General features: G+C 56.7%; 15 protein-coding genes and 1 pseudogene. 6 read left to right on the top strand and 10 right to left on the bottom strand.

Annotated elements, in window-relative coordinates; genetic code table 11:
* Positions 1 to 40 precede the first annotated feature (40 nt).
* The 5 genes and pseudogenes from RZ517_RS02175 to hutI all read right to left on the bottom strand — a co-directional run bounded on the left by RZ517_RS02175 (position 41) and on the right by hutI (position 6,448).
* Positions 41 to 1,200: pseudogene (locus RZ517_RS02175) on the bottom strand (IS30 family transposase).
* A 184-nt stretch (positions 1,201 to 1,384) separates the two neighbouring features.
* The gene (locus RZ517_RS02180; protein ID WP_338549861.1) at positions 1,385 to 1,894 is read right to left on the bottom strand and encodes a hypothetical protein; all 510 of its coding nucleotides are present in this window, start codon (positions 1,892 to 1,894) and stop codon (positions 1,385 to 1,387) included.
* 161 nt (positions 1,895 to 2,055) lie between these two features.
* Positions 2,056 to 3,723 carry a urocanate hydratase gene (gene hutU, locus RZ517_RS02185; protein WP_338549862.1) on the bottom strand — a complete coding sequence of 556 codons (1,668 nt, stop codon included), beginning with the start codon at positions 3,721 to 3,723 and terminating at the stop codon, positions 2,056 to 2,058.
* Positions 3,720 to 5,258, bottom strand: a complete 1,539-nt coding sequence (gene hutH, locus RZ517_RS02190; protein ID WP_338549864.1) for a histidine ammonia-lyase — start codon at positions 5,256 to 5,258, stop codon at positions 3,720 to 3,722. Before hutH ends, hutU begins: the two co-directional genes overlap by 4 nt.
* On the bottom strand, positions 5,255 to 6,448 hold the full coding sequence (hutI, locus tag RZ517_RS02195; protein ID WP_338549865.1) for an imidazolonepropionase: 1,194 nt from the start codon (positions 6,446 to 6,448) through the stop codon (positions 5,255 to 5,257). The genes hutH and hutI overlap by 4 nt, the downstream gene beginning before the upstream one ends.
* Positions 6,449 to 6,519: 71 nt before the next feature.
* On the opposite strand from hutI, the gene RZ517_RS02200 reads away from it, so the two are divergent.
* Together RZ517_RS02200 and RZ517_RS02205 are read left to right on the top strand one after the other, a co-directional pair.
* Complete coding sequence (locus RZ517_RS02200; protein WP_338549866.1) at positions 6,520 to 7,884, top strand: formimidoylglutamate deiminase; 1,365 nt, start codon at positions 6,520 to 6,522, stop codon at positions 7,882 to 7,884.
* Positions 7,881 to 8,582, top strand: a complete 702-nt coding sequence (locus RZ517_RS02205) for a UTRA domain-containing protein (protein WP_338549867.1) — start codon at positions 7,881 to 7,883, stop codon at positions 8,580 to 8,582. The genes RZ517_RS02200 and RZ517_RS02205 overlap by 4 nt, the downstream gene beginning before the upstream one ends.
* A 4-nt stretch (positions 8,583 to 8,586) precedes the next feature.
* Here the strand turns inward: RZ517_RS02205 and RZ517_RS02210 are convergent, their stop codons facing one another.
* On the bottom strand, positions 8,587 to 9,903 hold the full coding sequence (locus RZ517_RS02210) for an NAD(P)/FAD-dependent oxidoreductase (protein WP_338549868.1): 1,317 nt from the start codon (positions 9,901 to 9,903) through the stop codon (positions 8,587 to 8,589).
* A gap of 4 nt (positions 9,904 to 9,907) precedes the next feature.
* On the bottom strand, positions 9,908 to 10,261 hold the full coding sequence (locus RZ517_RS02215) for an ethanolamine utilization protein EutQ (RefSeq protein WP_338549869.1): 354 nt from the start codon (positions 10,259 to 10,261) through the stop codon (positions 9,908 to 9,910).
* A 73-nt stretch (positions 10,262 to 10,334) separates the two neighbouring features.
* Here RZ517_RS02215 and RZ517_RS02220 point away from each other — a divergent pair, with 73 nt between their 5' ends.
* The 3 genes from RZ517_RS02220 to RZ517_RS02230 all read left to right on the top strand — a co-directional run bounded on the left by RZ517_RS02220 (position 10,335) and on the right by RZ517_RS02230 (position 13,511).
* A complete protein-coding gene (locus RZ517_RS02220) occupies positions 10,335 to 10,976 on the top strand; it encodes a TetR/AcrR family transcriptional regulator (protein ID WP_338549870.1) in 642 nt (213 codons plus the stop codon).
* Positions 10,973 to 12,514, top strand: coding sequence for a trimethylamine methyltransferase family protein (locus RZ517_RS02225; protein ID WP_338549871.1), 1,542 nt, complete (start codon positions 10,973 to 10,975; stop codon positions 12,512 to 12,514). Before RZ517_RS02220 ends, RZ517_RS02225 begins: the two co-directional genes overlap by 4 nt.
* Positions 12,515 to 12,710: 196 nt before the next feature.
* Positions 12,711 to 13,511, top strand: coding sequence for a hypothetical protein (locus tag RZ517_RS02230; protein WP_338549872.1), 801 nt, complete (start codon positions 12,711 to 12,713; stop codon positions 13,509 to 13,511).
* A gap of 381 nt (positions 13,512 to 13,892) precedes the next feature.
* On the opposite strand, the gene ald is transcribed toward RZ517_RS02230, so the two are convergent.
* Positions 13,893 to 15,011: an alanine dehydrogenase gene (gene ald / locus RZ517_RS02235; RefSeq protein ID WP_338549873.1), complete on the bottom strand. Its 1,119-nt coding sequence runs from the start codon at positions 15,009 to 15,011 to the stop codon at positions 13,893 to 13,895.
* Between the two features lie 135 nt (positions 15,012 to 15,146).
* On the opposite strand from ald, the gene RZ517_RS02240 reads away from it, so the two are divergent.
* A complete protein-coding gene (locus tag RZ517_RS02240; RefSeq protein ID WP_317056192.1) occupies positions 15,147 to 15,605 on the top strand; it encodes an Lrp/AsnC family transcriptional regulator in 459 nt (152 codons plus the stop codon).
* 287 nt (positions 15,606 to 15,892) lie between these two features.
* Here RZ517_RS02240 and RZ517_RS02245 read toward each other — a convergent pair whose 3' ends face one another.
* Together RZ517_RS02245 and pnp are read right to left on the bottom strand one after the other, a co-directional pair.
* A complete protein-coding gene (locus RZ517_RS02245; RefSeq protein WP_338549874.1) occupies positions 15,893 to 17,005 on the bottom strand; it encodes an SGNH/GDSL hydrolase family protein in 1,113 nt (370 codons plus the stop codon).
* Between the two features lie 144 nt (positions 17,006 to 17,149).
* Positions 17,150 to 19,291 (bottom strand): polyribonucleotide nucleotidyltransferase, encoded by a 2,142-nt coding sequence (pnp, locus tag RZ517_RS02250; RefSeq protein ID WP_338549875.1) that lies wholly within the window; start codon positions 19,289 to 19,291, stop codon positions 17,150 to 17,152.
* Positions 19,292 to 19,300: the final 9 nt, after the last annotated feature.

Genomic DNA, 19,300 nt, shown 5'->3' on the forward strand with positions numbered 1-19,300 from the left:
TTTTTTGTATTCTGATGAAGGGCAGTTCTGCCATGCGGATTCAATGGATCGCCGCAACACACTGTGCAAACTTCTCCGCCGGGGTTTCGTATTGCAAGGTTTTTCGTGGCCGCTCGTTGAGTTGCCGCGCGACGGCGCTGAGTTTGGCCTGACTGAGGGTCGACATGTCGATGCCTCGCGGGAAGTACTGACGCAAGAGCCGGTTGGTGTTCTCGTTACTGCCGCGTTGCCACGGCGATTGCGGATCGCAGAAGAAGACGTCGATCTTTGTCGCCATGGTGAACGCCGCATGGGCGGCCATCTCTGAGCCGCGATCCCATGTCAGCGAGCGGTAGAGTTCTTTGGGCAATTTTCGGGCCTGCTTGATCAGGGCGGTGATAACGCTTTGCGTATCCTTGTTCGCAACTTTGGCCAGCATCACGAACCGCGAGTGCCGCTCGACCAGCGTAGCGATGTAGCTGTTGTTTGCCCCAACGATCAGATCGCCCTCCCAGTGGCCGGGCACGGCCCGGTCTTCGATTTCGGGCGGGCGCTCGCTGATCGGCACTGCGTCTTTGATCTTGCGTAGCTTCAGACCTTTCTGGGTCGCATGCCGGGACCGACGGATGGCGCGCGGGCTGCGCAGGCATTGCTGCAGCTCCTTCTTCAGAACGCCGCGCGTCTGCACATAAAGGCTGCGATAGATCGTCTCGTGGCTCACACGCTCTCGCTCTTTGTTTGGGTGCTTGCGCATCAGCCAGCCCGCGATCTGCTGAGGAGACCACTTCAACCGCAGCTTTCGGGCAATGAACCGACACAAGTGGTCGTTGAAGGAGAGCTTACAGGCTTTGGGCCGCCTTGCGCAGTCCCATGCGCGCTGATCTGACAATGCCGCGCGATACGCCTTGCGCCCACCGTTTCTGCGCACCTCCCGGCTGATCGTCGAGGGAGTACGTCTAAGGTCGCGCGCAATAGAGCGCAATGACCGATCCCCTGCCAGCCCACGGGATATCTCCTCACGCCCCTCGAGGCTCAAGGCCAGCCGAGACCTGGTGCGTGCACGCGGACGGATACCACCAGTCAAAGCCAGATGCGGAAAATCGAAGACGACGCACGATCAAACCTGCGGCCTATCGAGCTCAGGGACTCACCCCGCTGCCACCGATCCCACATCTCCGACTTCTGTTTGTCCGTATAAAACGTCCGCGTGCGGTACTTCATGATCAACACTCCATCTCTCCAAAAAGATTAAAGTGTTGCGACCACCCGTTGAATCCTCAGGACGAAGTTGCCCTCTGGTTTTTATTTGAGGATGTCTGCTTTTCAAACGGCTACCGCCTACAGACTTTAGCTAGTATCAACGGGTAATAGGTGTTTATGACAAGCTCCTTCACCAAACGACCTTTTAGATGGATCTTTTTCGAGGTCGCATTTCGCGTCCAGTTGGGTCTGTGTCCAAAACTGATTCATGCAGGCCGCCGATGATCTCTCGCGTTGGTTCAAAATTTTCATCCGTTGCGACAAGACACCAACCGGTGTCTCGGACACGTTCATCTTCTTCGTCATAAAGCGAAGGATCATCCAACAAGTAGCACAACCCCGAGATCATTTCCGCCTGCGAACAACGCACCAAATCGACGATGTTTGAACGATCAACACCAAGTGACAGCATACGTTCTAAAGCGTGACCTTGGCCGGAAAACGGCCCTTCTGGATTGCGACGCGCGGATTCGATTATTCTCTCAATCCAGCTATCATCTGTTTCATCTACAACCTGCGCCCAGGCTTGTTTAAGGAAAAGGTATCTATGAAGTTGCGGTATCTTTTCTTGAATTTGCGAACTGGCCCATTGTTCTGGTCGTTGCGCTCCCAATGCTCGAAAAAGTTCCGTGAGCTGGTGGTCTTGATCAGCCATATTTAAGTTCTCCAGCAGAGGCGAAATTCTGGTATCACGTTGTCATTGAAAGACATTCTTCACAACATCAAAGGAGCCTTTCGTTCGAGCCGCGGCATAGGTTGTTTTGGGCTCAAATCTGCGCTTGTGTCAGTGAGCCGCCCCACACGCTTTTAGCCAACTTAAAGTATCCCAGGCAAGCGCAGACCATGCTCTCGCGCACAGTCTTTCGCAATCTCATACCCCGCATCGGCGTGGCGCATGACACCGGTGGCCGGGTCATTCCAGAGCACGCGTTCGAGGCGTCGGTCGGCATCCTCGGTCCCATCGCAGCAGATCACCATGCCGGAGTGCTGAGAGAACCCCATGCCAACGCCTCCTCCATGATGCAGTGACACCCATGTCGCTCCGCTGGCCGTGTTGAGCAAAGCGTTCAGCAAAGGCCAGTCGCTTACGGCGTCTGAACCATCCTTCATGGCCTCGGTTTCCCGGTTGGGGCTGGCCACTGAGCCGCTGTCGAGGTGATCGCGTCCAATCACAACCGGCGCGTTCAGCTCTCCGTTTCGCACCATCTCGTTGAAGGCCAGACCGGCGCGATGGCGGTCGCCGAGACCAATCCAGCAGATCCGCGCGGGCAAGCCCTGAAAGGCAATCCGATCTTGCGCCATGTCGAGCCATTGATGCAGGTGGGTGTTTTCCGGAAACAGTTCCTTCATCTTTGCATCGGTTTTGTAGATGTCCTCAGGATCGCCGGAGAGCGCACACCAGCGAAACGGTCCGATGCCTTTGCAAAAGAGTGGTCGGATATAGGCAGGGACAAAGCCTGGGAAGGCGAAAGCATTTTCCAGCCCTTCCTCAAGCGCCACCTGCCGGATGTTGTTGCCATAGTCCAGCGTCGGTACGCCTGCGTTCCAGAAATCCACCATTGCCTTTACATGGGTTTTCATCGAGGCGCGTGCGGCCTTTTCAACGGCTTTGGGATCGCTTTCTTGCTTGGCGCGCCACTCGGCCACGGACCATCCGTGGGGCAGATATCCATGCACTGGGTCGTGGGCACTTGTCTGGTCTGTGACGATATCGGGGTGGATCCCGCGCCGAACAAGCTCGGGGAAGATATCGGCAGCATTGCCAATGAGCCCCACAGATTTGGCCTCTCCCGCTTTGGTCCAGCCTTCGATCATGGCCAGTGCCTCATCAAGCGTATGGGCTTTGGCATCAAGGTATTTGGTGCGTATACGGAAATCGACGCGGGTTTCGTCGCATTCCACGGCCAGACAGCACGCTCCGGCAAAGACCGCCGCCAGAGGCTGCGCACCACCCATGCCGCCCAAACCTCCGGTTAGAATCCAGCGACCTGTCAGGTTCCCGTCATAGTGCTGGCGACCGGCCTCGGCAAAAGTCTCATAGGTGCCCTGCACGATGCCTTGGGTGCCGATGTAGATCCAGGACCCGGCGGTCATCTGGCCGTACATCATGAGACCCTTGCGATCGAGTTCGCTGAAATGATCCCAATTGGCCCAATGCGGCACGAGATTGGAATTGGCGATGAGGACACGGGGTGCGTCAGAGTGCGTTTTAAAAATACCTACCGGTTTGCCCGATTGAACCAGGAGTGTCTCGTCCTCCTCCAAATCTTTCAGGCCTGCGACGATCCGGTCAAAATCCTCCCAGGTGCGCGCAGCACGGCCAATGCCGCCATAGACAACCAACTCATGTGGGTTTTCAGCGACATCGGGATGCAAGTTGTTCATCAGCATCCGCATGGGCGCTTCGGTGGTCCAGGATTTGGCTGTGATCTGATCACCAGTCGGAGGAAAGATGTCTCGGGTGTTGTGACGAGGGTCAGTCATGATGCGCACTCCAAGGGCAGAGAGAGACCCGCCGCCTTGACCAAGGTCCCGTTTTGGATCAATTCGGCGGCGGATTGCAGGTCAGGAGCGAGATAGCGGTCAGCTTCCAACGCGGGAACGGTATCACGCAGGAGGCGTATCGTATTTTGCAGCGGCGCGCTTGTGGTCAAAGGCGCGCGAAACGCAATGCCTTGAGTGGCGCAAAGCGCCTCAACCCCAAGGATCATTGAAAGGTTGTCGTTCATAGTTCCCAAACGTCGCGCGGCATGTGCGGCCATGCTGACGTGATCCTCCTGATTGGCGGATGTTGGCGTGCTGTCGGTGGTGCAGGGATTAGCGAGATGCTTGTTCTCGCTCATCAACGCCGCCGTGGTGACCTCGGCAATCATCAGGCCGGAATTCAGTCCCGGTTCAGGCGTCAGAAACGGCGGTAGATCGAAACTCAGAGTCGGGTCGACCATCAGGGCCACTCGGCGCTGGGCGATGGCCCCGATTTCGGCGATGGCAACGGCGATCTGGTCGGCAGCAAACCCCACGGGTTCAGCGTGGAAGTTCCCGCCTGAGACGATGCGGTTTTCTTGGACCAACACGAGTGGGTTGTCGGTCACGGCGTTGGCCTCAACCTCAAGCGTGTGCCTGGCAAAACGCAGCAGGTCCATAGCGGCACCGGTCACTTGCGGCTGGCAGCGGATGCAGTAGGGGTCCTGCACCCGCGTGTCGCCTTCGCGATGGCTTTCGCGGATTTCCGAGCCGTCCATCAGGGCGCGCTGTGCCTGCGCCACCTCGATCTGTCCGGCATGGCCTCGCAGGGTGTGAATGTCGGCCACCAAGGGTGCCGTTGAGCCCATAATGGCATCTGTCGACAGTGCCCCGGTGACTACGGCGGATTGCAGGTTTGTCCAGGCATTCCACAGCCCGACCAAGGCACAGGCCGTTGAGAATTGCGTGCCGTTGATCAGCGCCAGACCTTCCTTTGGGCCAAGGATCACAGGCGACAGACCTGCGGCTTGCAGCGCGGTGTTCCCGGACATGACTTCGCCCTGATATACGGCCTCGCCCTCGCCGATCATGACCGCCGCCATATGCGCCAGCGGGGCCAGATCACCAGATGCGCCGACAGAGCCTTTCACCGGCACAACCGGCGTAACGCCTTGCGCTATCATGCCTTCAATCAGCTCGATGACGTCCCACCGGACGCCCGACGCCCCGCGTCCCAGCGAGATCAGCTTGAGCACCATCATCAATCGGGTAGTATCGACATCAAGCGCCTCTCCAACACCACAGCAATGCGACAGGATCAGATTGCGCTGAAGCTGCGCAGTTTGGCCGGCGGGGATTTTCACACTGGCCAGTTTGCCAAAGCCGGTATTGACGCCATAGACCGCTTCTTCACCTTCGGCTGCCTTGCGCACAACTGCTGCTGCGGCATCCACAGGCTCACGGCATGACGTATCGAGGCGTGCGTCGAGGCCTTCACGCCAAATGTTTTCCAGTTGGGCTAAGCTCACGGCCCCCGGATGCAACACTTGCGTCATGCGGCGCCTCCAAAAATGCGCCGAACCAAAGGATTGAAACCAATCCGATAGGCAAGCTCGGCAGGGTGCTCGATATCCCAGACCGCGAGATCTGCGCGCAGGCCGGGCCGCAATGCGCCGCAGTCGGTCAGTCCGAGCGCTTGCGCCGCATGCGATGTGACCCCAAGAAACGCTTCTTGTGGCGTCAGGCCGAAGAATGTGCAGCCCATATTCATGGTCAAAAGCAGAGAGGTCATGGGGGAAGAGCCTGGGTTGCAATCGGTGGCCAGCGCCATAGGCACGCCGTGCTTGCGAAACGCCTCAACAGGGGGCTTTTGTGTTTCCTTCAATGTGTAGAAGGCTCCGGGCAAGAGAACAGCGACACTGCCGGACCCAGCCATAGCTTTGGCGTCTTCCTCGGTCGCATATTCCACGTGATCGGCAGACAGCGCCCCATATTTCGCTGCGAGTTGCGTGCCGCCGATATTGGACAGTTGCTCGGCATGAAGTTTGACGGGCAAACCGAGCGCCTTGGCACGTTCAAACACCGGCTCCAGCTCTTCTGCTGTGAACGCAATGCGTTCACAAAACCCGTCAACCGCATCAACAAGACCTTGCTGGTGCGCTTGCTCGAGCGCGGGAAGACACATCTCTGAAATGTAGTCCGCAGACCTACCTTTGTACTCGGGCGGCACAGCATGTGCGCCTAGGAACGTGGTCTTCACACGGACCGGACGCTGCTGACCAATCTGTCGCGCAACACGCAGTACTTTAAGTTCGGTCTCAACATCAAGCCCATAACCGGACTTGATCTCAATCGCACACACGCCTTCGGCAATCAAAGCGTCCACACGTTTCAGGGCATCGACCAAAAGTGTCTCTTCCGATGCGGTCCGTGTGGCCGTGACAGTCGAGACGATGCCGCCCCCGGCCTTTGCCACCTCTTCATAGGTCGCCCCGTTGAGGCGCATCTCGAACTCGCCTGCCCGATGCCCGCCAAAAACAACATGCGTGTGGCAGTCGATCAGACCAGGTGTGATCAATCGGCCTTCAGTATCCTCAGAAGGAGCATTTGCCGCCTCTCGCGGCACGTCTGCGTCAGGGCCAACCCACCGGATCACGCCGTCTTCCACCCAGATCGCGGCTTGGGTCATCAACCCGTAGGGCGTGTTCGCGGCGGTGCCCGCTAATGTCGCATTGCGCAGCAGCATGACAGCATTTCTTTCTTGATCTGAACTTGGCGCTGTTATTATGTATAGACATAATAATGAAGGATGCAAGTATGACAATTGTCTGGGCTCAGCAGGCGCTTTTACCGGATGGATGGGCGAAAGATGTGTCCGTTCACATTGATGCCAAGGGGCGTATTGAGTCGGTTACGCCTTCATCTGAGCCGCAGGGCCAGCGTGTGGGCATCCTGCTTCCCGCACCGGTCAATGCCCATTCCCATGCGTTTCAACGCGCCATGGCCGGATTGACCGAGCGGCGTGGTCCAGATGGAACCGATAGTTTCTGGACCTGGCGGCGCTTAATGTATCGGTTTCTCGATCGTCTGACGCCGGACCATGTCGAAGCTACCGCAACGTTGGTGCAAATGGAAATGCTCGAGGCGGGCTATGCCACGAATGTTGAGTTTCATTATCTGCACCACGCACCCGATGGCACGCCTTATGCCCGTTTGGGCGAAATGGCGGAACGTATTGCCGCCGCAGCGGAAGCAACCGGCATCGGGTTGACGCTTTTACCGGTGCACTATCAGTTCGGGGGCTGCGATGGCCGTACGCTTGGATCAGGGCAGGTTCGCTTCGGAAATGATGCTGATCGCTATGCGCTTTTGGTTGAGGACTGCCATGCGATAGTCAAAACCCTGCCAGCGGACACCGCGCTGGGAGTTGCACCGCATAGTTTGCGCGCTGTATCGCGGGAAGATGTAGTGCGAGCCCCTGATCTTGTTCCGGGTGGGCCTGTTCATATGCACTTCGCCGAGCAGGTGGCCGAAGTGGAAGAGGTAGAGGCCGCCTATGGCGCGCGTCCGGTGGAATGGCTTTTGGACAATGCTGAACTCTCGGAGCGCTGGTGCCTTATCCATTGCACGCAGATGCAGCCCGATGAAACCACCCGATTGACCAAGACCGGAGCGGTGGCTGGCCTTTGTCCGATCACCGAAGCCAGCCTTGGGGACGGGATATTTGATGGTGTGCGCTGGATGCAGGCGGGTGGACAGATGGCGGTTGGATCGGATTCGAACATCCGAATATCGCTCTGCGAGGAACTACGTCAGCTGGAGTACTCGCAACGTTTGCGCGATAGGTCCCGAGCCGCGCTTGCGACAGGCGCGCACTCGACGGGTCGGGCGTTGCTTGACGCCATTTTCCAGGGCGGTGCGCAGGCCGCTGGACGCCAGACCGGGCGTATAGAAAACGGCGCTTGGGCGGACTTGCTCGTCTTGGATATGGACCACATCGACCTTGCAGGACTTGATGGCGACACAGCACTCGACAGTTTCGTCTTTGCGGGGTCCAACGCCATGGTGAGGGATGTCTGGAGTGCGGGTCGGCATGTTGTGCAGGCTGGGCGACACATCAACCGAGATCGCATTGTGAGAGCTTACGCTGCTGCGACGGCTGAGCTTCGGGATTTGATATGACCACCCCACAACCCACCGGGTGGCAAGGTATACAGGCCGAAGTCTTGCGCCGCGTTCATGCAAGAGAATGGCCCCCGGGCCACATTATTCCTGGAGAGGTGGATCTCGCGGCTGAATTTGGGTGCGCCCGTGCCACCGTCAACCGCGCCCTTCAGGCCTTGGCCGACGCCGGAATTCTGGAGCGTAGGCGCAAGGCCGGAACGCGTGTTGCTATGTATCCTGTGGGGCGTGCGGTGCTGGATATCCCTGTTCTGCGGCAGGACATCGAAGAGCGCGGACACGTATACGGGTATCGCTTACTGGAGCAATCCATCATGATGCCTGATCCGGTCAGCGCGCAAAAACTAGGCTGCAAAACCCAAGCATTACATGTGCGTGCCGTGCATCTTGCAGATGATTCACCTTTTGTACTTGAGGGCCGTTGGATCAATTTGAAAACCGTCCCACACGCGGCTGAGCAGTCTTTTGATACGCTGAGCGCAAATGAATGGCTCTTGCACACAGTGCCCTACACCAAAATTGACGTCAGTCTAAGTGCGCAAGCTGTGTCTGAAGAAGGTGCTGACACGCTGCGCCTCGCCCCCGGAGCGCCTGTTTTCACAGTGGAGCGGACCACCTGGGATCACGATGACCCTGTCACCTATGTGACGCTGAGATATGCGCCGGGCTTTAAGCTGCACACACAGATTGGCGGCTAGAGGTCTATGCCTCGTGTCGGTTGGCAAACAATTCCCACTGGAACCGCGCGCGGACGCCGAGGTCCAGGAAAGGACGGGGCGGCAGCGGATCAGGTTCGCCCAGCGTCTGCATATCTGCAATGAGCGGATTGTCTCGTCCGGTGGCCAAATCCGCCGCCAGGATGCCGCCAAAAGTGCCCTTCGTCACGCCGACCGCATTTTGGCATACAGCTGACCAGATGTTTGGTCCGATCTGCCCAAAGGCAGGCGCACCATTTCGCGACAGGCACACGAAACCTGACCACGTGTGCTCCATCTCAACCGCCTCCAACCCGGGGAAGCGCTGATCGAAAAGTCGCTTATGCGTGCGCTTGACCTGTTCATGTTCGCCGGGCTTCAGACGTTGATTGGGGCGATAGCTCAAACCATGCCGGATCAGGATGCGGTGATCCGCAGTGTAGCGCATAGTGATCCCGGCAAAGGCATTCACCGGGGTCAGGCCCCAGGCCTCGCCCACACCGTAGATCGCGCACTCTTCTTCGGTCAGGGGACGACTCAGGCTGGCATGGGCGACGAGATGCAGGAACTTCTGTTTGTGAAAGCCGAACTGCTCACTAAACCCATTGGCGGCCATGATCATCTTGGGCGCACGAACAGAGCCTTGTTGCGTCTTTAGCGTCACGCCGTTTTGAAATTTCGCCTCAATTACAGGTGAGTTTTCATGCACCGTTACATTGGACGGCAACGTATCCGCCAATCCCCGCGTCAGGCCCGCCGGGTTCATCAAAACACAGCCGGGGGTGTAAACGGCGGCGGTGAAATGCGGACTGCCGAGACGCGTGCGCAGATCATCCCCTTCGATCCACTCATATGGCTCGCCAAGTGCCTCAAGCTCTGCCTTGAATGGCTCCAAGACATCCCTGGTGCCTTTAGGACTGACCGCAGTGTGGTACTTACCGGCACGGGACCAGTCGCAGTCAACCCCGTGTGTCGTGACGACGTCTTCGAGGTGGTCGATCGCCATACGCGCCAGCCGCATAAAACGGTGGCTGCCGTCCAGCTCGTCCAGCGAGGAGCCGACATTGTGGGGAAGATCAATCGCAAATCCCGAGTTGCGGCCTGATGCGTTTTCACCCGCCTCGCCAGCCTCTATAACCACGATCTTCTCATCCGGGCAGTTCTCGGCCAGACGCCGTGCTGCTGCCAGCCCGGCATACCCTGCGCCCAGCACGACCCAATCAGCCTTGATATCGTCTTTGAGCGCATCATGTGCCTGACGATCTGGCAAGATCGCGCTCCACCCATTGGTTTTGTCATCCTGTGGTAAGCGGTTGATCTTCATCGGCTTAGCTTTCTTCGGCCCAGTTTGAGGGTTCAATTGCATAAAAGACCAACGCGCTCTCCGCAACATAGGTGAGCTCAGTTCCAGTGGGTAGCCAGATGGTGTCCTTCGGCCCCGCGGTCAGATCGCCTTTTTTGGTGCGCACAGTCAGCGACCCTTCCACTACAAGAAGTACCTCATCATATTGCACGGTCCAGGGGATTTCCGCGTTGGTGAAGCGCCCAAACCCCGAGCCAAGCCGCGTGCCCATCGTGTGCGACGTCACCTCGGTCACTTGTGCCATCTCGCCATATTCAAAGCGTGGCGTGAACGGCAGATCAGCAAAACGCATGACTTTGACTGGGGCTTTTTCCGGCATCTCAAGATCCTTTCGATTGACGCAAACCATACAGGGCTGTATCTATCCATGCAACCCTGTATGGAAAACATGTATGCTTGATAACGACACAACTGACCGCAATTCCAGACTGACACGTGACGACTGGATCGAAGCAGCGCAGACTATGTTGATCGACAGTGGTGTGGAAGCCGTGCAGATCACGGTTTTGGCGCGTGCCCTTAGCGTCACACGTGGCAGTTTTTATTGGCACTTCGATAACCGCGAGGCGCTTCTTGATGCGCTCATCCATCGGTGGCGCACCCGCAACACCAACGTGATGGTCGACACCGTTTCCGATGCTGAAACTCTGGATGATGGCATTCTGGCGCTTTTTGCTGTCTGGACGGACCACCGGCGCTTTGACCCGGATCTTGATCAGGCGATCCGCGACTGGGCACGATATGATGACGCCTTGCGCGAAAAGGTGAAAGCCGAGGACGCTGCCCGCGTTCAGGCCGTGTCCGCGTTTTTCGAGCGCTTTGGATATCCGCAACCAGAAGCCTTCATTCGGGCGCGCGTCATTTGCTTTACCCAGATCACTTACTACGCGTTGGATGTGGCCAATGACGAAACCCTGGAGGAGCGGCTTGGTTATCTTGAAGCGTATTTTCGAAGTTTTACGGGTCGGGATATTCAGCCCGATACCGTGGCAGCATACCGCAATATTCTCGCTCGAGAGGAGCCAGTGACATGAATACGCAACGCAGTGGTGGGCGTCGCGCACGCGCGGCAAAACGGGCAAATGCGGCAGAACGGGCTTTTGATGCCGCCTGGCGGCAGTGGAAAAACCCCTATGCTCCCATTGAACAATTCAGCGCGGATGAAATCGAAGCCATCCACAACGCGTCGCTCAAGGTGTTGCGTGACACCGGGATCAAGGTGCTGAATGATGAAGCGCGGGCATACTATGTGCAGGTTGGTATGCGCGAAGGCAAAGACCACGTTATTCATTTTGACCCTGATGTCTTGATGGGCTTGATGGCGCACGCGCCATCTGAGGTAACTCTTCACAGCCACAATCCTGCGCGTACCGTGACGATTGGTGGACGGCAGGTAGGTATTACGACCTCGGCTGGATCGCCCAACTGCTCTGACCTGCAAGGGGGGCGAAGGCCCGGCACGCTTCTAGACTATGACAACTTTTGCAAAGTGGCGCAGGCCTTTGACGTGATCCATTTCATCGGCCCGGTGGTTGAGCCACAAGACATCGCCATGGGGTTGCGCCACTTGCACATGACCCGGTCCATCGCAGCGCGGACCGAGAAAATCCCATTTGTCTATTTCAGAGGGCGTGAAGCAATTGCAGACAGCTATGAGATCTTGCGATTGGCGCATGGGTTGAACCACGAAGATTTCGTGAACACGCCGGTCAGCTATTCCGTGGCCAATTCCAACTCGCCGTTGCAGCTTGATGAACTGATGTGCCGCGGCATCATTGACGCCGCTCATGGTGGTCAGATGATGATCCTCACGCCGTTCACGCTGGCGGGTGCCATGGCTCCAGTGACCATTCCGGGTGCGCTTGTCATGCAGAATGCCGAGGCACTGGCCGGGCTCTGCTTGTCACAGATTGTTCGGCCCGGTGCGCCGGTGTGTTACGGCAGCTTCACTTCGAATGTGGACATGCGAACCGGCGCGCCCGCGTTTGGTACGCCGGAATACGTCAAAGCGGCTTTTGCCTCCGGCCAGCTGGCGCGGCGGTACAATCTGCCGCTTCGGTCCTCCGCGCCCACCGCGTCGAATGCGCCCGATGCACAGGCCGCGTATGAAAGCCAAATGTCGCTCTGGGGGGCATTGATGGGGGGTGCGAACCTGATTCTGCATGGGGCTGGTTGGCTGGAAGGTGGACTGACCATCTCTGCCGAGAAATTCATCATCGACGTCGAAGTCCTGCAAATGTTTGCAGAACTGTTCAAACCTCTGGAAGTAACAGAGGCGACACTGGGCCTTGAGGCCATCGCCGATGTCGGCCACGGCGGACATTTCTTTGGCACACAGCATACGTTGGACCGGTTCGAGACGGCGTTCTACTCTCCGCTATTGTCGGATTGGTCGAACTATGAAAACTACCGCGACCGTGGTGCGGTGGACGCCACACAGCGCGCCAATCGCATCTTTTTTGAAAAGGTCGACGCCCATCAGCCGCCTCTAATGGACCCGGCCCGAATAGATGCCATAGACGCCTTTATAGCGAAACGCACCGAAGAGGGCGGCGCGAATATTGAGCGGTGAGAGTGTACAAGGGGCGCTATGCTGGTCTGCCATACTGACAACTAGCCGAAACCGGTCATTTGCTGTGTAAGCGAAGGATGTCTGAGGTGCGGGACTTTGCTGCGAAGCCACATCAAAAAATCACGTCAACGCCACGTTGCTGACAAGGCTCTGGAAGAAGCTCCTGTTGAGTTGGCTGACGATAGGTATTCGAATTATGCGTATTCTCCCCATGATCACGCTGGGCGTGGGTCTCGCCATGATTGGCGGAACCGGGATCGGCATAGATTACACCTTGCAGAAACAAAAGGCCGAAGGAACTTTTGATGCGGCCACCTATATCGACGATTTGTTTGACCGTTTTGGGAACCAAGGCGGGTTCCTCGGTCTCATCTTCCGGGATTCAGCGGCCATAGACATCGCGATGCCCGAACCTCCCGTAGGGTGGGAGGCCTGGTACATTGACGAAAGCCATTTGAATGCGGTTTTCAGCAACGACCAATGGCGGATGCGCGAGAGAGAATTTGCAAAGGTCGAGTCGCAAGTACCGGAAATACACCAGATCAGCGAAACCGATCAGGAGCTTTGGTGGGCATATTTTGATGACACATCTACGGCTTATGTAAGCGGCGACAATGTGATCCTTTTGTTCGTTTCGGACAAAGAAAATGAGATCAACCAGCCTGTTCTACGAAAATTCCTAGAGCTGTCGGAAGCGCATTTCGCATCGATCGAAACGCGGCACGGCTGGCGCAGCTTCAATGGCCAGCCATGGGAAGAAGTGGAAGGACCTGTCACACAGGCTGAGAATGGTGTACGGCCGCATGAACTACGGATGTTTGAGACAAAGATGGGTTCTGTCTCACTGTTCCTCGAGACGCGTGCGTCAGAACAGGCTCTTTCGCAGTTCCTCGAAAATTTTGACCTGAGCGGATTAAGGCGATTGGGTAACGCAAACGCACCCAAAAACTCAGAATTGACAGCGGAAGTCTCCTTACAAACCGAGGCCGTTGAATAGTCCGTTCGTACCAAGTCACCGCCTACCATCAATTGCACACACGTAAACCCCTAAATTCTATACGTTTTTACGTATTGCGGCGCGTTTTGGCGATGAACCTGCCACAATTTTGAAAAAGTACTGCCCAGGCGAATGTCAGGACCGATGGTCTGATTTGTCTCGAAACCATTGGATCACTTCTTATAAGATTCTGCCCAATAGTCGAATGCCGTAAGGGCCACGCGCTGCATCATGAAGTTTCTTGCTTGTGCGGAAAAGATGCCGCTGAAAACGCGAATAGCAAAAAATTGGGATGTTCGCTTTAGGCTCGAAGCAGTCGTCATACGGCCACATCTAACCGAAAAGTGACTTAGCCCCGGATCATGACCCGGGGCCTTGCATTTATCCCTTCACCACCAATTGCGGCGACACCACATCGATGCCAAGCGCCTTGCCAACGGCATAGTATGTCAGCTGTCCGGCATGCACGTTCAGGCCGTTGAGCAGATGCTCGTCATCAGCACAGGCCTGTTTCCAGCCCTTGTCGGCAAGAGCCAGCATGAAGGGCATCGTGGCGTTGCCCAAAGCGATGGTCGAGGTGCGCGCCACGGCCCCCGGCATGTTGGCCACGCAGTAGTGCATGATGCCATCGACATCGTAGATCGGATCAGCATGTGTGGTGGCTTTCGACGTCTCGAAGCAGCCGCCCTGGTCAATCGCCACGTCCACCAGCACAGAGCCGGGTTTCATGTCAGCGAACTGGGCGCGGCGTACGAGTTTGGGGGCTTCGGCACCGGGGATCAGAACTGCGCCAATGACCATATCGGCCTGACCCAGATGCTCGGCCAGCAAACCAGCCGAGGAATAGCCGGTGCGGAACTGATTGCCGAAGACATCGTCGAGATAGCGCAGGCGCGGCAGTGAGCGATCCAGTACGGTGACATCTGCCCCCATCCCGGCTGCGATCTTCGCTGCGTGTGTGCCAACCACACCACCGCCGATCACGAGCACGCGGGCTGGTCCCACACCGGGCACACCACCCATCAGAACGCCGCGTCCGCCATTGGCCTTTTGCAGGGTCCAGGCGCCGACTTGCGGGGCCAGACGCCCGGCGACTTCGGACATCGGTGCCAGAAGCGGAAGGCCGCCGCGATCATCTGTTACGGTTTCATAGGCAATAGCCGTACAGCCACTTTCCAGCAGATCATGTGTTTGATCCGGATCGGGTGCGAGATGCAGGTAGGTGAACAGAAGCTGACCTTCGCGCAGCATCTTGCGCTCTACGGCTTGCGGCTCTTTGACCTTCACGATCATGTCGGCGGTGGCAAAAATTTCCTCGGCGGTGTCGACAATCGCAGCACCTGCTGCCGTGTAGTCGGCGTCTTCAAAGCCAGCGCCTTTACCGGCACCAGCCTGGATCACAACATCATGTCCGTGTGCGACAGCTTCTTGTGCCGCGTTCGGTGTCATTCCGACGCGGAATTCCTGAGGTTTAATCTCGGTTGGGCATCCGATTTTCATTGCAGGGTCTCCTTCTCCATTGGCCCCACAATCGCGCGTTTTATGCGCAAGGTGATTGAAATTATACGCGCTCTATGTCACTTCTTCCGAACATCCTTCGATTTTTAATTCAAATATTGAAAGGTTCTTTCCGAAATGTCTCTAGATGCGATGGATCGTCGTCTTCTGTCAGTGCTTCAGAAACAAGGTCGAATCTCTAATGCCGAGCTTGCCGAAGCTGTTAGCCTTTCGGCCTCTGCCTGTCACAGGCGCGTCCAGCGGCTCGAGACGGATGGATACATAAAAGGGTATGTGGCGCTGCTCAATCGACGAAAGATGGGTGTGCCGACAACTGTCTTTGTTGAGATAACGCTGACCACGCAAGCCGAAGAAATCCTAGAGGCTTTTGAACAGGCCGTGGCGCGGATACCCGATGTGCTTGAATGCCATCTAACGGCGGGGACGGCGGACTATATCCTCAAGCTTGTGACAGAAGACACCGAGGACTTTGCGCGCATCCACCGACAGTATCTCACACGTCTGCCTGGTGTCGCCAAAATGCAGTCAAGCTTTGCGCTGCGCACGGTCCTGCAGACCACGGCATTGCCGGTTTGAACTGATGCGGGTGATTGGAAAAAACGAGAGACCCCGGTGTGTGTGCCCGGGGCCTCCCACCCTGCTCGCCATAGTCCGTGAGTGACAGCGAAGCTGGATCTCGATCTGGGTGAGCGTTTTATAAGAAATCGGTGTGTTGCGCGTACATGGGAAAAACCGCGTGTTTTGTCCCGTAAGGAAAACCTTACCTTTTGGCCCTTTATTGCGTTTGTGACGTAGCGTTACTTCCTTTGCAGCAAAAACCCCGGCGAGTCGGGCCGGGGTTTTCGAGTGTTTTTCTGTTCGATTCAGGAGCGGCGGCGACGTGCCACGATTCCCATTCCTGCGATTCCGAACAGCAGCAACGGCAAAGAGGCCGGGAGAGGAACCGGAGCAATCTCAATCTGCCCACGAAGCTCTGAGGCTAAGAGAGCTTGCGCAACGGCATTGGGGTGCACGCTGTCGCCAAAGAGCACGGTATTTGGATCAATGCCATCATCCAGACAGCTTGGAATTTGCGAAACCTGTGAAGGTGGCACAAGCAAGGCTGCCGAGAAACTGGCGGTGCACGGCGTACTTACATTTGTGATGCCAAAAATGTCCCCATTGTTGAAGTTCGCATCGGCGATGATCGCGTTCAGAGCTTCATTGGGATCGAAACCGATAACATTGATGCCGTCATTGTTCAGTGACAACAGGTTTTGTGTCAGCTGAAGGTTAAAGACACTTGTGACGGCGCTTGCTGTTGCGTCTCCGGAAAAAGCAGGCGTTGCACCAAGATCAGGAAGCCCAATAACGAGGAAATCATCAAACACCGAAGGATCCAGCCCGTTCAATGCTCGGATCCCTGTCTCAACCGCATTTGCAGCGTTGAAAGCCGCGTTGACTAGAAATGCGGGAACATCCGCAGGGTCCACGACACCGCTTCCGGCGACTTCGAACGCTTGAAACAAATCATTTGCTCCAAAGAAGACAGACAACAAAGGGTTGCTGCCTGTATCCGGCGGCGCTGTGTCAAAGGTCGGCACAGGCGCAAGACCTGTGATCAAAGGGTTCGGCGTATCGCCGGGCCCGGCAAGACCTAATGCGTCAGCAAAGACCCCTATTTGGCTGCTGAATGTGTTGAACGGTGCGCCCGGAATCGGGCTAAGGTTGGTATCCCCCGCTGTCGCCCCGCCAAGTGCGAGGTTGCCCGTATCATGTCCATTGGCTTCAAAGTCATCGGCGATGATCTCGGCATAGGTCGGGCCGTTGCTAAAACGTCCGCCTAGGCTTGGCGGTGCAAGCAGACCAAGTTTGCCGTCATCGGTCAGGCTATCGCCGAAACTGAAAAAGCTTGTGAACGGATCTGTAATGGGCGTGGCGAACGCGGATGTGGACAGCGTCAATCCCAAGCCCAAGGCCAAAGTAATTATCTTCATGATTCCTCCCCCAAATCATCAACTTTATTAACCTACACAGTTCAGTTCAGATTCGGCGAGTAACATTGCAAAGAGACGTTACGTCACAAATAAAAAAACCCCGGCTCAGAGGCCGGGGTTTTCTGTTCAAAAAGATCGCTTCGCTCAAGCGTCGTCTTTTTCTTTCTTCTCTTGTTTGACTTCTTCGCCGGTTTCCTGATCGACAACTTTCATCGACAGGCGCACCTTACCGCGATCATCAAAGCCCAGAAGCTTGACCTTCACTTCCTGACCTTCCTTCAGCACATCCGATGGATGGTTCAGGCGGCGGTTTTCGATCTGGCTGACATGCACAAGGCCGTCGCGCTTGCCGAAGAAATTCACGAAGGCGCCGAAGTCGACGATCTTCACGACGGTGCCGGTGTAGATAGCACCTTCTTCTGGCTCAGCCACGATCGCATGGATCATGTCATACGCTTTCTGAATGGCCTCGCCATTGGGAGATGCGATCTTGATCGTGCCTTCGTCATTGATGTCGACCTTGGCGCCGGACACTTCAACGATCTCACGGATCACCTTGCCGCCCGACCCGATCACTTCACGGATCTTGTCGGTTGGGATCTGCATGGTCTCGATGCGCGGTGCATGGACTGAGAAGTCTCCGGCCTCTGTAAGGGCCTTGGCCATCTCGCCCAGGATGTGCAGACGGCCCGCTTTGGCCTGCGCCAGGGCTTTCTCCATGATCTCAGGCGTGATGCCCGCGACTTTGATGTCCATCTGCAAAGACGTGATGCCGTTCTCTGTACCCGCGACCTTAAAGTCCATATCGCCGAGGTGGTCTTCGTCACCCAGGATATCGGTCAGGATGCCGTAGGAACCATCCTCTTCCAAAACCAGACCCATGGCCACACCGGCCACTGGAGCTTTGAGCGGCACGCCTGCGTCCATCATACTGAGTGAACCACCACAGACCGATGCCATGGAGCTGGAGCCGTTGGACTCAGTGATCTCAGAAACCACACGCACGGTGTAAGGGAAGTCCGTTGCCGCAGGCAAAACAGCCTGCAGCGCACGCCATGCCAGCTTGCCGTGACCGATTTCACGACGTCCTGGAGGGCCCACACGGCCCGCTTCGCCAACCGAATAGGGTGGGAAGTTGTAGTGCAGCAGGAAGTTGGATTTGAAGTTGCCATGCAGCGCGTCAATGAATTGCTCATCATCGCCCGTACCAAGCGTGGTCACGACAAGGCCTTGTGTCTCACCGCGCGTAAAGAGCGCTGAGCCATGTGTGCGCGGCAGAAGGCCGGTTTCGCACACGATGGGGCGAACCTGATCCAGAGCACGGCCATCAATCCGCTTGCCGGATTTCACAATGTCGCCGCGCAGGATCGACGCTTCGAGCTTTTTGATCGCCTGGACAACGTTGATGTCCTCGCGCTGCTCTTCCGTCAGGCTTTCAAGAATATGCGCGCGCGCCTCGTTCTGGGCGGTTGTGCGATCCTGTTTGTCCTGAATTTTATAGGCCTCAACAAGCTTGGCCTCACCAGCAGCTTTCACGGCTGCATAAAGCTCTGAGATGTCTGGCGCCTGATAGTCAAATGGTTCCTTCGCGGCTTCTTCGGCTAGCGAAATGATCAGGTCGATCACCGGCTGAATCTGCGCATGCGCGAATGTGACCGCGCCGAGCATTTCCTCTTCGGTCAGCTCATAGGCCTCGGACTCAACCATCATCACGGCGTTCTTGGTGCCCGCCACAACCAGATCGAGACGCTGCTCGGGGTTGTTGCGCAGGTCGTGCATATCGTCGACCTCGGGGTTCAGGATATAGTCGCCATCCGCGTAACCCACACGGCAGCCTGCGATTGGACCCATGAATGGCGCGCCCGAAATGGTCAGAGCCGCAGAGGCCGCAATCATCGCCACAATGTCAGGATCATTCACAAGGTCATGGCTGAGCACAGTGCACATCACCAGAACTTCGTTTTTGAATCCGCTGACAAAGAGCGGACGGATCGGGCGGTCAATGAGGCGCGCGGTCAGAGTTTCTTTCTCTGTCGGGCGCGCTTCGCGTTTGAAGAAGCCACCGGGCACTTTGCCGGCGGCATAATATTTCTCTTGGTAGTGAACGGTCAGAGGAAAGAAATCCTGCCCTTCACGGGGTTGCTTGGCAAAGGTCACGTTGGCCATGACCGAGGTTTCACCCAGCGTTGCAATAACAGACCCATCGGCCTGGCGGGCAACCTTGCCCGTTTCCAGTGTCAGCGTTTCCTCGCCCCACTGGATCGATTTTTTCACTTCGTTGAACATTTATTGTTC

It is taken from the genome of Roseovarius sp. S88 (assembly GCF_037023735.1).
Lineage (GTDB): Bacteria > Pseudomonadota > Alphaproteobacteria > Rhodobacterales > Rhodobacteraceae > Roseovarius > Roseovarius phycicola.